At 64.2% G+C, this 14,985-nt stretch carries 8 protein-coding genes; 6 read left to right on the top strand and 2 right to left on the bottom strand.

Going from position 1 to position 14,985, the window contains the following annotated elements; genetic code table 11:
• The first annotated feature begins 94 nt into the window (after positions 1-94).
• The 4 genes from CGL56_RS05285 to CGL56_RS05270 all read left to right on the top strand — a co-directional run bounded on the left by CGL56_RS05285 (position 95) and on the right by CGL56_RS05270 (position 11,884).
• Positions 95-3,166: a SusC/RagA family TonB-linked outer membrane protein gene (locus CGL56_RS05285; RefSeq protein WP_099105424.1), complete on the top strand. Its 3,072-nt coding sequence runs from the start codon at positions 95-97 to the stop codon at positions 3,164-3,166.
• Positions 3,167-3,200: 34 nt separating this feature from the next.
• On the top strand, positions 3,201-4,766 hold the full coding sequence (locus CGL56_RS05280; RefSeq protein ID WP_187305571.1) for a SusD/RagB family nutrient-binding outer membrane lipoprotein: 1,566 nt from the start codon (positions 3,201-3,203) through the stop codon (positions 4,764-4,766).
• 82 nt (positions 4,767-4,848) lie between these two features.
• Positions 4,849-8,070 (top strand): VCBS repeat-containing protein, encoded by a 3,222-nt coding sequence (locus CGL56_RS05275; RefSeq protein WP_167641467.1) that lies wholly within the window; start codon positions 4,849-4,851, stop codon positions 8,068-8,070.
• Positions 8,071-8,260: 190 nt separating this feature from the next.
• A complete protein-coding gene (locus tag CGL56_RS05270) occupies positions 8,261-11,884 on the top strand; it encodes a BamA/TamA family outer membrane protein (protein ID WP_099105421.1) in 3,624 nt (1,207 codons plus the stop codon).
• A 1-nt stretch (position 11,885) separates the two neighbouring features.
• Here CGL56_RS05270 and CGL56_RS05265 read toward each other — a convergent pair whose 3' ends face one another.
• A complete protein-coding gene (locus tag CGL56_RS05265) occupies positions 11,886-12,890 on the bottom strand; it encodes an NADP-dependent oxidoreductase (RefSeq protein ID WP_099105420.1) in 1,005 nt (334 codons plus the stop codon).
• Between the two features lie 146 nt (positions 12,891-13,036).
• Here CGL56_RS05265 and CGL56_RS05260 point away from each other — a divergent pair, with 146 nt between their 5' ends.
• Positions 13,037-13,777, top strand: a complete 741-nt coding sequence (locus CGL56_RS05260) for a DUF1835 domain-containing protein (protein ID WP_099105419.1) — start codon at positions 13,037-13,039, stop codon at positions 13,775-13,777.
• 5 nt (positions 13,778-13,782) lie between these two features.
• Here the strand turns inward: CGL56_RS05260 and CGL56_RS05255 are convergent, their stop codons facing one another.
• Positions 13,783-14,220 (bottom strand): hypothetical protein, encoded by a 438-nt coding sequence (locus CGL56_RS05255; protein ID WP_099105418.1) that lies wholly within the window; start codon positions 14,218-14,220, stop codon positions 13,783-13,785.
• A gap of 126 nt (positions 14,221-14,346) precedes the next feature.
• Between CGL56_RS05255 and CGL56_RS05250 the strand changes: the two genes are divergently transcribed.
• Entirely contained in the window at positions 14,347-14,967 is a 621-nt protein-coding gene (locus CGL56_RS05250; RefSeq protein ID WP_099105417.1) for a class I SAM-dependent methyltransferase, read from the top strand.
• The last annotated feature ends 18 nt before the right edge of the window (positions 14,968-14,985 follow it).

Below are 14,985 nucleotides of genomic sequence, written 5' to 3'. Positions count from 1 at the left end.
GTCGCTGGCGAATCGGATTTGTCTTGCGAGTTCACACACCCTTATATTGCGCTACTATTTTGGTGCACTTCACCCACTTTCTGAACTCACTAGCATGTTGAATACCCACCAGGGGGCGGCCAATTCCCGCCTCTTCCCCCCTCCGCTATGGCTGCTGCTCGTAGCCTTTCTTTGCTCCACTTCCGGATTGCTGGCCCAGACCATTTCCGGGCAGGTACTCGATAATGAGGACGGCCTGCCGCTTATCGGCGCCACGGTCGCGGAGCAGGGCACGACCAACGGAACCGTCTCCGACATCGACGGCAACTTCACCCTCAACCTGACCAAGCTGCCCGCCGTTATCCAGGTATCCTACATTGGGTACTCCTCGCGGGAAGTGCGGCTGGAGGAGGCCCAATCCGATCTCGTCTTCCGCCTCAGCGAAGGGGCCAACCTTGATGAGGTGGTGGTGACGGCCCTCGGCATCGAGCGCAGCACCAAGAACATCACCTACGCGGTCCAGGAACTGGATGGCGACCAGCTGCGGACCACCCGCGACCCGAACTTCGCCAATACCCTGAACGGCAAGGTGGCCGGCCTGGTAGTTACCACCGGCGCCGGCGGCCCCGGCGGCGCGGCGCGGATCGTACTGCGCGGCAACCGCTCCATCTCGGGCTCCAACAACGCCCTGGTGGTGGTGGACGGTGTGCCCATCGACAACTCCACCCGCGGACAGGTCGGCAACGACTTCGGTGGCTACAACAACATCGACGGGGTGTCGAACATCAACCCTTACGACATCGAGAGCGTGTCCTTCCTGAAGGGGGGAGCCGCCGCGGCCCTCTACGGGAGCCGGGGTGCCAACGGCGTCATGCTCATCACCACCAAGTCGGGCAGCGAAGGCCGCGTGCAGGTCAACGTCAACTCGGGCGTATCCTTCGAAACGCCCAGCCTCCTGCCGGAATTCCAGAACACCTACGGACAGGGCAACGGCGGTACCTCGAACGAGACCGCAGCCGGCAGCTGGGGCGGTGAGACGACCACCTACCCGGACAACGTGGAGAACTTCTTCCGCACCGGCGTGAGCCTGGACAACAGCATCAGCCTGTCCGGCGGTACGGCCACCACCCAGGCCTACTTCTCCTATACCAATAACCGCAACCAGGGCATCATCCCCAACAACGAACTGAACCGCAACACCTTCAACCTGCGGTTGCAGCAATCCCTCGGCAGTAAACTGCACGGCGACTTCAAGGCCACCATCGTGGACCAGTCGATCGACAACAAGGTCAAGGTAGGCGAAGAGAGCGGTATCGTACAGAACCTCTACAAGATCCCCCGCTCGGTGGACCTGGCCGACTATGAGAACTTCGAGGACGAAGACGGTAACCCCCGCTACTGGACTACCTCCTCCATCTACACCAACCCCTACTGGACGCTGAACCGGACCCCGAACGACGACAACCGCGACCGCCGGATGTTCCTGGGCAGCCTGACCTACGACCTGACCGAAAAAATCAAGGTGACCGGCCGGGCCAGCCTGGACCGCTCCAACGACCTGCTGACCTTCCGGATCTACGACCGCACCCTGCTCTTTGCCGGCCCCGGCGGTACCTACCAGGAAGGGTCGGGCTTTTTCCAGGAGAACAACTTCGACCTGTTCCTGAACGGTTACCAGGACGTAAACGAGGACTTCCGCGTCGACTTCCTCGTCGGTACGGCCCTCAACCAGCGGGAGTCGAAGTACACCTTCATCAACGCTAACGGATTGCTGGTGCCGAACAAGTTCTCGACGGACTTCGGCATCAACGTATCAACCAACAGCAGCGTCTCCCAGCGGGAATACCAGTCGGTGTTCGGTACCGCCTCGGTGACCTTCCGCAACTTCCTGGTGCTGGACGCTTCGGCGCGGAACGACTGGTCGTCGACCCTGCCGGCCCCCCACTCCTTCTTCTACCCCTCCGCGGGCCTGTCGCTCATCGTGAGCGATATGGTGCGGCTGCCGGACTTCTTCTCCTTTGCGAAGCTGCGGGGCACCCTCTCCGAGGTGGGCAACGACGCCGATCCCTACCGCCTGCTCAATACCTACAGCGTACAACAGGGCGGCACGAACGGCTTCATCGCCCAGGATGCCACCCGCAACATCCCGGACCTGAAGCCCGAGATCACCCGCTCGCTGGAGTTCGGAGCCGACGTACGGATGCTGCGCGGTCGACTCGGCGTCGACCTGACCTGGTACAAGACCAACTCCTTCAACCAGCTGTTCCTGGTGCCCCTGCCGGCGCCCACGGGCTTCTCCAACCAGTACATCAACGCCGGCAACGTCCAGAACAAGGGCGTGGAACTGACGATTCAGGCCCGGGTAGTGGAGAAGGAAAACTTTGGCTACATCTCTACGGTAAACTTCGCCCGGAACGTCAACGACATCATCGAGCTTTCGGACAAGACCAAACGGGTATTCCTCGGTGGTGGCTTCGGTCGCACGGCTGGTCCGCTGGTCGAGGAGGGTGGCCGCTATGGCGACCTTTACGGCGAAGGCTGGGCCCGCGACGAGCAGGGCCGCTTCCTGGTGGACGACATGGGACTGCCCATAGGATCCGGTGGTGGAGAAACCCTGCTGGGCAACTTCAACCCCGACTTCACCCTGGGTTGGAACAACAAGTTTGACTTCCTCGGTTTCAACGTCTCCCTGCTGATCGACGGTCGCTTCGGCGGCGTGATGGTCTCCGGAACGGACGCCAACCTGGCCTTCGACGGCACCGCGGACTACACGACGGCCTTCCGCGATGGCGGTCTGGTACTGCCGGGCGTCACCGAGGACGGTACCCCGAACAATACGGCCGTCAGCGCCGAACAGTTCTGGACCCGCGTCTCCGGCGGCCGCTACTCCTTCGGAGAGTTCTTTACCTACGACGCCACTAACGTGCGCATCCGTGAATTCTCGATCGGCTACGGCATCCCGGTTCCCCAAAGCCTCGGCATCCGCACCGCCCGCCTGTCCCTGACGGCCCGTAACCTGCTGTTCCTCTACCGCGGCAAGGCCATCCTGGATATCCCCGGCATCCCCGAGCGGACGATGAACTTCGACCCCGACATCCAGCTCGGTGCGGGCAACTACCAGGGCGTGGAGTACGGCAACCTGCCCTCTACCCGCACCATTGGCTTTAACCTACAACTCGGATTCTAGGATCCTTTACCTTAAAATGAAAAATTTCCCACGAATGCTACACTATTCGCACGGGGTGGTCAGGTGCCTCACCATGGGCATCCTCAGCTTCGGCCTCCTGCTGGGCTGTACCGAAGACTTCGAGGAACTCAACGTAGACCAGACCAAGCTGGCCAGCCTCGGGGCTGAAGAGTACCCCTTCCTGTTCAGCAAGGCCCAGTCCTCCTCCTCCTACGCCTTCTGGCGCTACCAGGTGGCCCAGAACCTCTTCGCCGACCTCTACGCCCAGTACTACGCCACCACGGCCACCTACTTCCCCTCGGACCGCAACGTGATCCGCATGGACTGGATGCAGTGGCACTGGCGCCCCATCTACACCGATGCCGTACCCCAGCTGAAGGTGCTGCTGCGGGAGCTCGACCCCGCCTCGCCGGAGTACGCCATGGCCAGCGTCACCTGGGTCTACGCCTTCCACCGCCTGACCGACTACTACGGTCCGGTACCCTACTTCCAGGCCGGAGAGCCGCTGGAGAGCGTGCCCTACGACCCCCAGGAGCAGATCTACGACGACTTCTTCAAGCGGCTCGACGCGGCCCAGGACGTATTCGCGGCCAACGCCGGCGACAACGCCTTCGGAAGCTTCGACCTGATCTACGGTGGCGACGTGGACCAATGGCTCAAGTTCACCAACAGCCTGCGCCTGCGGCTGGCCCTGCGCATCTCGGAGGTTGATCCCGCCCGCGCCCGCGCCGAAGCCGAAGCCGCCGTGGCCAGTGGCGTACTGGAAGATCCGGCCGACGACGCCCTGATGTTCAAAACGGAAGCCGGCACCGATGTGAACGGACTGGCGGGCATCTCCGTCTGGAACGAATTCCGGATGAGCGCCTCGATGGAGTCGACCCTCAAGGGATACGAAGACCCCCGCCTCGGGGTGTATTTCCAACCCGTGAACGAGGACGGCGGTTACGAAGGCCTGCGCAACGGATTGACCCCCGCCCAGCTCGGCGATCCCCAGAACCTGGCCCAGAACAACTCCAACGTCGGCGACCGCTGGGTCACCGGTGGCGGCTCGGCCTGGGCCCGCAAGGGAGCCACCCCCCAGAACATCATGCACGCCGCCGAAGCCTACTTCAACCGCGCCGAAGGCGCGCTTAACGGCTGGAACATGGGCGGTACCGCCGAGGAACTCTACAACGCCGGCATCGAAGCCTCCATGATTCAGTGGGGCATCACCGACGCGGCGGCCATCGCGGCCTACCAGGAGTCCGAAGCCACCCCCGTGGCCCCGAACGACTTCCTGAATTCCCCGCCGGTGTTCAACATCCCGATCGACTTCGCGGACGACGAGCAGATGCAGCGGCGGCAGATCGCCACCCAGAAGTGGCTGGCCCTCTACCCCGACGGCATCGAGGCCTGGGCCAACCTGCGGCGCACCGACATGCCCGACCTTTACCCGGTCGCCAACTCCGAGAACAGCAACCTGCCCGACGGCGGTCGCCCCAACCGCATCCCCTTTATCGACTACGAGAAGAACACCAACGCCGAAGCCGTACAGGCCGCCGTGGGTCTCCTCAAGGGACCGGACAACGTGACCACCCGCCTGTGGTGGGACGTAGACTAACTCACCCCCGCTTACTGATATTCGAATGGGCCCCAATACCTTTGGGGTCCATTCTCATTTATACCATCAACGAAACCGCCCCTTGGCCCGACTTCCCCTCCCGCTCCTGCTTGCCCTGCTGCTGACGTGGGGGTGCCGGAATACCCCCGAAACCCGCTTCACCGCCCTGTCGCCCGCCGACACCGGGGTGAACTTTGTGAACAAACTGGAGGAATCGGCCGAGTTCAACGTCCTGAAATACGGCTACTTCTACAACGGGGGCGGCGTCGGGGTGGGGGACTTCAACCGCGACGGTATCCCCGACCTCTACTTCAGTGGTAACCTCGTCCCCAACCAGCTCTACTTCGGGGAAGGAGGAGCGGAACCCCGCTACCGCCGGGCCCCGGAAAGCGCGGGCATCGCCGCGGCCGACGGCTGGAATACGGGGGTGAGCATCGTGGACATCAACGGCGACGGCTGGCTCGACATCTACCAGTGCCGCTCGGCGGCCGCCAGTCCCCGGCTGCGCCGCAACCTGCTGTTCATCAACAACGGCGACGAAACCTTCACCGAGCGCGCCGCCGAATTCGGCCTCGACGAGTCGGCCTACTCCACCCAGGCGGCCTTCTTCGACTACGACCGCGACGGCGACCTGGACTGCTACCTCCTCAACCACTCCGTACAGGAATACGCCGGCTTCTCCGCCGCCCGCTCCGAACTGAAGGAAACCTACGACCCCCACTACGCCTCCAAGCTGATGCGCAACGATGGTGGAACCTTCACCGACGTATCCCGGGAAGCCGGGGTGGCGGGCAACGTCCTCAACTTCGGCCTCGGCCTGGCCCTGGGGGATTTTGACGGCGACGGCTGGACCGACTTCTACGTTTCCAACGACTTCAACGAGGAAGATTATTACTTCCGCAACCAGCGCGACGGCACCTTCGTCCCCGCCCTGCGGCAGGCTTTCGACCACGTCTCCCTCTTCTCCATGGGCTCCGAAGCCGCCGACCTGAACAACGACGGACACACCGACCTGGTCACCCTGGACATGCTGCCCCGACCCAACGAGCGCATCAAGATGACCTCCGGGGCCGACAACTACCAGAAATACCGCGCCCTGGTCGACAACGGCTTCTATTACCAGTACATGCGAAACATGCTCCACCTCAACCAGGGCGATGGCCGCTTCGCCGAAGTGGGGCAGCAGTACGGCGTCTCGAATACCGACTGGTCGTGGTCGGTACTGGCCGGCGACCTGGACCTGGACGGTTACCAGGACCTCTACATCACCAACGGTTACGCCCGGGACTACACGAATATGGAGTTCCTGAACTACACCGTGGACGTACAGACGCGCGCCCGGGAAAAGGGTGCCGAGGTCGACCTGATGGAGGTGATCGCCAACATGCCCAGCATCGAAGTGGGTAACCTGGCCTACCGGAATCGGCAGGGGGAAGGGTTTGAGGATGTTTCGGATGCCTGGGGACTGGCCAGGCCCTCCCTCTCCAACGGTGCCGCCCTGGCGGACCTCGACGGCAACGGCAGCCTCGACATTGTCGTCAATAACGTCAATGCCCCGGCCGCGATCTACCGCAACGCCGCCCCCGAGGCCTCCTTCCTCGGGGTCGACCTCACCGCCGCCCCCACGGCCCTGGCCATCGGCGCGCGGGTGCGGCTGGTGGACGGAGAAAGCGTGCAGACGCGGCACTTCTACCCAGTGCGGGGTTTTCAGTCCAGCGCCTACGTGCCCTTCCTTTTCGGCCGGGGCGACCGCCGGGGACCGGTGGATTCTGTCGTAATCACCTGGGCGGACGGCCGCGAGCAGGTGATGACCAACCTTGCCCCCGACCAGGTGGTGACCGTAATGCCCGCGGAAAACCGCCTGGCTTCCCTTTCGGCCCCCCCTTCACCCTCCCGTGAGGTTCGCGAACTGCCCTTCGTACATCGCGAGGACCGGCAGAACGACTTCGACCGCCAGTCGCTGCTGCCCTTCATGCTCAGCTACGAGGGGCCGGCCCTCGCCGCTACCGCCGACCTCGTCTTTCTGGGGGGAGCCTCTGGCCAGTCCAGCGCCGTGCTGTCCATTACCGCTTCGGGGGACGTGCGGCTGGATTCAACGGCCTTCGTGGCTTCCGCCGGAGCGGAGGACGTGGCCGCCACCTTTACGGATCTGGACGGCGACGGGGATGCCGATCTGGTCGTGGGGGCGGGCGCGTACGCGGGTGCCGGGAGGGAGCCCGCGGTGCGCGCCTACCGCAATGAAGCGGGGACGTTTCACCTGATGCCCGCGGCCATCCCGGACGATCTCAAGGCCCATGCAGGCGTGGTCGTTGCCCTGGACGTGGACGGCGACGGTGACCAGGACCTCTTCCTCGGATCCCGGGTGCAGGCGGGCGATTACCCCCGCGGAGGCACCTCCTACCTGTTGGTGAACGACGGATCCGCCACCTTCACTACCTCCCGCCCCCTGGACCTGGGGATGGTAACCTGCGCCGTCGCCACCGACGCCAACGGAGACGGGGCTACTGACCTGGTTGTCGGCCGCGACTTCGGCACCGTAGCCCTGCTGACCAATTCCGGAGGAACCCTATCTGTGGACGGGATAACGGACCTCGCTCCCGCGGGGCTGTGGCGCTCACTGGCCCTGGCCGACCTGGACGGCGACGGTGCGAACGAACTCATCGCCGGAAACCTCGGCCTGAACAATCAGTTGGCCGCCGTAACCGATACGGGCCTGACCCTCTACCACGGGCAACCCTTCGGCGCCGACCAGCGGCTGCCCTTACTGGCCTATACCCAGGACGGGCGGGAATACCCCTTCGCGGCCCGCGACGAACTCTTCGCGGTACTGCCCGCCCTCAAGAAGCGGTACCCCGACTATACCACTTACGCCAAGGCCACCATTGGGGAGGTCTTGGGCGACGAACTGGCGGAACTGGAGGTGCTGCCGGCCCCCGAGTTGAGGAGTCTGGCGGTATCCCTGGATCCCGCCGGCCCCGGCACCCGCGCCCTGCCGCCCGCAGCCCAACGCGCGCCTTTGCGGGCCCTCCTCGTTGCGGACGTAAACGACGACGGCCACCCCGACCTCATCGCCGGGGGCAACCTTCACCGGACCCGGGTAAGGATCGGCCGGATGGACGCCAACCACCTGCAAATTTTCCTGAACGATGGTAAGGGGCAACTGCGTTACTTCGGTGACCTGGGCGTGACCGGGGAGGTGACCGGCCTGGCGTACTTCCCCACGCATCGGTGGCTGGTCGCGGCGCGCAATGATGCCCCGGCGCTGCTGATCCAGCTACCCGTGGAATCCTTCCGCCAGCGATAAAAGGACCAAATCGGGGGTTTCCAAAGTGGATTGCGGGGATTAATTTAGGAGACCGTCCACGCCAGCCGGAAACGGTAGGCGGCTACGGAAACCCTATTCGCGTATTCCGGGCAATCAATCCGCCAAAGGCAGGAAAATAACTGTTCGCGGGGGTTGGTCCGGAACAGCACCGGCACCCATCCACACGGCTATGCACAAAGTCCTTATCCTGGCAGGGCTGCTCCTGGTCGCCCCGGCCCTGCTTCCCGCCCAACTGCGCCTTTTGGTAGCCGGTAACCTCGCGGATGCTACCCCGGCTTTCTACGCCGCCCTCGGCGCGAGCATCGATGTGCCGGATGATCCGGCTACCGTCCTGCTGGTTGGCGATTTCGTGCCCGCCTGTACCGACCAGGGGGGCTATCCGACCCTGGCGCCCCTGTTGCAGCTTATCCGGGAACACCCGCGTACTCCGTTCTACCTGATTCCTGGCGACCGCGACTGGGACCGATCGGGCAGAAACGGCCTGGCCTGCGTCAGGGCGCTGGAGGACTACCTGGACGGACAGGAACTGGACAACCTGCACTGGCCCCTGGCCAAGGGCTGCCCCGGCCCCGAGACGGTGGTGCTGTCGCCCACGGTACGGATGATCCTGCTCAATACCCAGTGGTGGAACCACCCCTTCGAAAAGCCCGTGCCGGCGGATGCGGAATGCGACTTCGCGGAGCCTTCGATCGCCTTTGACGAGATCGTGAGCACCATTGATGAGCACCTGGACCAGAACATCATCATTGCCGGACATTTTCCGCCGGTTTCCCAAGGGCGCTACGGCGGGAAATTTCCCCTGCGCGACCATTTCCTGCCCCCGGTCGCGGGAAGCTTCGCCCTTTCGTACCGGCAAAACGTCGGTACGCCGGAAGAGCTGACCAACGTCCGCTTTACCGAGCTGGCCGACAAGCTCAAGGACTACAACAGCCAATTCGAGGGCCTCCTCTTCATCGGGGCCCAGGACGAGAGTCAGCAGCTGCTCCGCTTCGGCCGGAACTACATCGTCAACGCCGGTGCCGCTGGTCCCGGTTCCTGGGTAGCCCGCCACAAGCCCGCCCTGCATACGAGTCGCGCCTCCGGCTTCACCGAGTTGCACTACGCCGCCGACGGCAGCGTCAACTACCGTTACTTCACGGATAACCCGGGCGAGTGGAGCACCCGGCTGTACCGGTCGCCCTGCGAGGAGAGCGGAGGAGAGCTGCCCCGCAACCCCGCCTTCCCGCCCTGCCCGACGGATACCGTGGCCTCCCCGGAACTGGTGAGCCCCGCCACCCCTAACGTCCAAGTCGCCGCCGGACCGCAATACCGCCGTACGGCCCTTGGAGAGTGGTTTCTCGGCCGGCATTACCGGGACGTCTGGACCACGGAGGTAGAAGTGCCGGTGCTCAGGCTCTCCGAAGCGTATGGCGGACTGCAGCCCGTGCGGGAGGGTGGCGGCCGGCAGACCACTTCCCTGGTCTTGCAGGCGCCGGGCGGTGAAAGCTATGCTTTCCGCTCAGTGGACAAGGACCCTTCCGGTACTTTCAGCTACGAACTGCGGAATACCCTCATCGGGGATGCGGTGCGCGACCAGACCTCCTCGGGCCACCCCTACGGTGGGCTCATTGTCGCGCCCCTGCTGGACGAAATCGGTATCCTCCACGCGACGCCTACCCTGTATTCCCTCGCGCCCGACCCCCGGCTGGGCGACTACAACGCCACCTTCGGCAATATGCTCGGCACTTTGGAAATTCGCCCCCAGGGGCCGAGCGGCAAACTGGGCAGGGAGGGTACCTTCGGGGCGGATGAGGTGCTGAAGAGTTTCGAGTTGTTCCGGGAGCGCTTCGACGACCAGGAGGTAAGGATCGACGGTGGGGAGTTCGTCCGCGCCCGCCTGTTCGATCTGCTGATCGGCGACTGGTCGAAGCACGAGGACAACTGGAAGTGGGCCCGTTACGCCGAGGGGGACATCGACCGCATTCGGCCCATCCCCCGCGACCGGGACAATGCTTTTTCCCGCTTGGACGGATTTTTCCCCTGGCTGGCTTCCCGCCGCTGGGCCGTACCCAACCTGGAGCACTTCGGTTTCGCGCCACCGGACGTCCGCAGCCTCACCTTTCAGGCCCGGCATATGGACCGCCTGCTGCTCAGCGGCATCCCCCGGGATGCCTACCGGGAACAGGCGGCCGCTATTCAGTCGGCCTTGACCGATGAAGTACTGGCCCGGGCCGTAGCCATGGTACCCGCCCCGGCGGCCGACGGAAGACCGGCGGAAAAGTACCAGCGTGAGCAGGGCGTACTTCTGGAGAAACTGAAGCGCCGCCGGGACGATCTTCCGGCCTACGCCGATGCCTACTACGCCCTCCACGCCCGCGTCGTGGACGTAGTGGGCACCAACGACGAGGAAGCCTTTCTGCTGGAGGCCCTGCCCGACGGCCGGCTCACCGTCACCGTCACCGACCTGAAGGGCAAGAGTGAAGGCCAGGTACTGTACGAGCGTACCTTCCTGCCCGGGGAAACGAAGGAGGTGCGGCTTTTCGGACTGGGCGACGACGATACCTTCACCACCCGTGGAAGTGTGGGGGATGGCATCCGGGTACGCCTGATCGGGGGGAAGGGGGAGGATGTTTTTACCGCCAGCGGGCCGGAGGATCATCCGAAGAAAGTGTTCGTCTACGACCGGGACGTGGCCCCGCCCGCGGGAGAGGTTCCCGGAATGAAATTCGTCAGGAACTGGCGCGACGAGCTGTACTACTACGACCGCACCGCCCACGCCTACAATACCCTGGTGCCCCTGGCCAGCGCCGGCTTCAACACCTACAACGGTGCCCAGCTGGGCGCGGGGCTGATGTACACCCGCCGCAGCTTCACCCACCGCGACTTCAGCACCCGCTACCGCTTCTTCGCCGAAGGCAGTACGCTGGGGAACGCCGCTCTGGAGGCCAGCGTGGAGTTCGGAGAAGTGCTCCGGCACGCCGATCTCGTCCTGGCCTCCCGCCTCGGGCGGCCCGACTTCTACAACTTCTTCTTCGGCCTGGGGAATAACTCCGTGCTGGATCCCACCCTGGACCGCAACGTCTACTACCTGGTCAGCCTCCAGCATTTCTCGGTGGAGAGCGCGCTGCGCCGGCGGTTTGCGGGCCGCAGTTTCGTGAGCCTCAGCACCGGCTACCAGAACAACAAGACCACCGACCGGGAAGGCACCATCCTGGACCGCCCTGACCGGCTCTACGGCGACGGTGACCTGGTGTTCGCCTACCTGGAACCCGAGGTAGTGATTGACCTGCGCGACCATCCGGTCTTTCCTTCGAAGGGCGTCATGCTGGAAGCGGGGCACAAGCAGGCCTACGGCAAGGACGCGGCCGCCAACTTCGGCGTGAGCCGGATTGCGGCCGAAATCCACTTCAGCACCCGCCGCTTCCCGATCTCGCTCAGCTTCCGGACGGGCTACGCCGCCAGCAGCGGGACGGCACCCTTCTACGAACTCCCTTCCTTGGGGCGGCAGAACGGACTGCGGGGCTTCCAGCGCCACCGCTTCGTGGGAGACGGCTACTTCTTTTACAATACGGAATTCCGCACCCCACTGGCCCTCATCCGCAGCCGCATTGCCCCCTTCGCCATTGGCATCCGGGCCTTTTACGACCGCGGCAAGATTCTGCAGGACGGTGAGGAGGCCCGCGACTACCATTCTGCCTACGGCGGCGGGGTCTACGTGATTCCGCTGTCGCGCTCCTTCACGGTGAGTATGCTGCTGGGATTCTCGGAGGAGGAGACAGGGCTGGTACAGCTCGGGGTAGGGACGAACTTTTAGGTCATTCCTTCACCTTCAGTACCAGTTTCCCCTCCTTCTCGCCGGTGAAGAGGCGGGTGAAGGTGGCGTGGAAGTTCTCGATGCCTTCGTAGATGTCCTCCCGGCTCTTGAGCTGGCCGGCCTGCAGCCATTGCCCCATCTCGCGGGCGGCGGTGCCGTAGTCCTGGGCGTAATCCATCACGATCATGCCCTGCATGGTGGCGCGGTTGACGAGCAGCGACAGGTAGTTGGAGGGGCCCTTCACGTTGTCCCGATTGTTGTACTGGGAGATGGCGCCGCAGATAACCACCCGGGCGTGGAGCCGCAGTCGGGCCAGGGCGGCGTCGAGGATTTCCCCGCCGACGTTGTCGAAGTAGACGTCGATACCGTCCGGGCAGTGCTGCTTCAGTCCCGCGGGTACCGAATCATTCTTGTAGTCGATGGCCGCATCGAAGCCGAGCTCCTCGGTCAGGTAGCGGCATTTTTCGGGTCCGCCGGCGATGCCCACCACGCGGCAGCCCTTGATCTTGGCGATCTGGCCGACGATGGAGCCTACCGCACCGGCGGCACCGCTCACGACCACTACTTCCCCCTCCTTGATCTTCCCAACGTCGAGGATCCCGAAGTAGGCCGTCATGCCCGGCATACCCAGGGTGCCGATGTAGGTGGGCATGGGGGCCAGGGAGGTGTCGACCGGGTAGTAACCCTCACCGTCGGTAACGGTGTACTGCTGCACACCGCCCCAGCCGCTGAGGACGTCGCCTTCCTTGAAGTGGGGGTGGTTCTTCGCCTGGATGACCTTGCCCACGGTGCCGGCCCGCATCACTTCTCCGATGCCCACCGGGGGGATGTAGGAGCGGGAGTCGTTCATCCAGCCGCGCATGGCGGGGTCGAGGGAGATGTAGTGCTGTTCGATCAGCACCTGTCCATCCTTCAGTTCCGGCACCTCGGTTTCGGTGAGCGTCCAGGTGTCGGGGCCGGGCATTCCCGTGGGGCGTTTGGCGAGTATCTGCTGCTTGTTGGTCATGGGTTAGGGCGTTTCTTTGCCGTAAGGTACGCAGGCGCGGGCGCAGGTGCCGTAGGCAAGGCGTGGAGCGGCGTTCCCCGTGAACCCGGCACCTGCGGCCGCGCCCTGAAGCCTATATTGGAGCGTTCTCTGCCTGTCCTGATCCCATGGCGAATTACCACTTCCTCAACGGAGACGCCCTCCTCTCCCAGTTTCCGGCCTCGGTACCGGGGGAGCGGCTGGTGGTCCGTGAATGCCTGGTGCAAGGCCCGGTGCGCGCCCCCGACCTGGAGGCGTTTTTCCGGATGCGGGCGGATTTCCTGAAAGGACAGTACGGGGATGTGGTGAACCTGGACTACGCCGCCGCGGTGGCCGGTGAATTGAAACGCACCCGGGAAATTCCGGCCGGTGATAAGGTATGTCTCTGGTTTGAGGACGACCTCTTCTGTCAGGTCAACCTGTGGTTCACGGTGAGCTTGCTGCAGCGCTGGCGGCCCGCAACTCCGGTTTGGCTGGTGCGCCCTCCGCGGCATACCCCCTATGCGTTCGGGGGGCTATCGGGGGACGAATTAAGGGAGGCCTACGATAACCGCCGGAGACTGGAAGACCCCGGGGCCTTTGCCGACCTGTGGGACGCCTACCGGCTGGACGACCGCCCCCGGTTGCGGCGCACGGCGGAGTCCATGCAGGCGGCACACCCTTACATCCTGCCTGCCGTGGAGGCCCACCTTGACCGCTTTCCTCTCGATGGCAGGGCCGGGCGTCCGGAGCGGGTACTACGGGCTATCGTGGCCGAACTGGGCACGGCGGATGTAGGTCCGGTCTTCCGGGAATTTTCCCGCCGGGCGGGTATTTACGGCTTTGGCGACCTGCAGGTGCAGCGCCTCCTGGTCAGGATGCTGGGTTAAGGAGGTCAATCACACTGGCAGTAGGCATCGATCCCGTCGAGGGCGGCCTTGGCCACGTCGAGGGATTTGTAGATGGCCGTGAGGGCGTCGGCGGCGGAAAGTACGGCGATACCGACCCCGACCGGGCCCAGAACGGCAGCAGCGGCGGATTTTGCGCCCTGGGCGGCGGCGGCCCGGGCGAGCGACTTGGCCAATTGCTGGATGATGATGCCTCCGGCGCCTTTGACGATGCCTACGCCGGCGAGGGGAAGGACGTCGGTCAGCCCTTCCAGCATCCTGTCCTGGACGCACTGGGTGCACTCCCGGGTGGCGATCACGGCGTCGGTTTCACATTCCTCGGCCGAAGGGGAGCAGTCGGCGTAGTCGCTGACGTTTTCCCCGATGATGGGTTCGGTAAGCAGTTTGTAGGCCGAATATCCCGGGATAAGGTCGGTCCAGTCCATGGGAAGAAAATTATAATGGGTGGTGTAGTGTCTCTATAATATAAGGGTTTTCGCGGTGGCCGTGGGGGGCGGGGCGGTCCGGAGTGGGCATAAAACCTGTATACTTGGGTAAAACCGACCACCGCCATGGAGCCCTTCGACCGTACCCGGCACTGGGAAAAGATTTACCGGACCAAGAACCTGGAGGAAGTGAGCTGGTACCAACGCGATCCGGCCACTTCCCTGGGGTTCATTGATGCATTCGCGGTGCCCCTGGACGCCCGCATCATCGACGTGGGCGGTGGCGACAGCTTCTTCGTGGATCGCCTGCTCGACCGGGGCTACCGGCGGGTGACGGTGCTGGACATCTCCGCGGCGGCCATCGAGCGGGCCCGGCGGCGGTTGGGTGACCGGGCCGACGCCGTGAACTGGATCGTCGCCGACGCGGCGGACTTCCGGCCCCCGGAGCAGTACGACTTCTGGCACGACCGGGCCGCCTTCCACTTTCTGACCGACGAGGGGGACATCGAAAACTACCTGGCCAGTGCCCGGGCCGGCCTGGCTCCCGGCGGTGTGCTCGTCATCGGCACCTTCTCGGAGCAGGGGCCGGAGAAGTGCAGCGGGATCCGCATCCGGCAGTATTCGGAAGCCTCCATGGCCCGGCGCTTGGAGGAGCATTTCGAAAAGATCCGGTGCATCACAGTGGATCACCAGACGCCCTTCGACACGGTGCAGAACTTCGTATTTTGTAGTTTTCGCAGGCCCTGACCTCCCCCGGGGTTTCCC

It is taken from the genome of Neolewinella marina (assembly GCF_002631205.1).
Classification (GTDB): domain Bacteria; phylum Bacteroidota; class Bacteroidia; order Chitinophagales; family Saprospiraceae; genus Neolewinella; species Neolewinella marina.
Note: the sequence above shows the minus strand (reverse complement) of the source record. Positions and strands in the feature narration are given on the sequence as shown.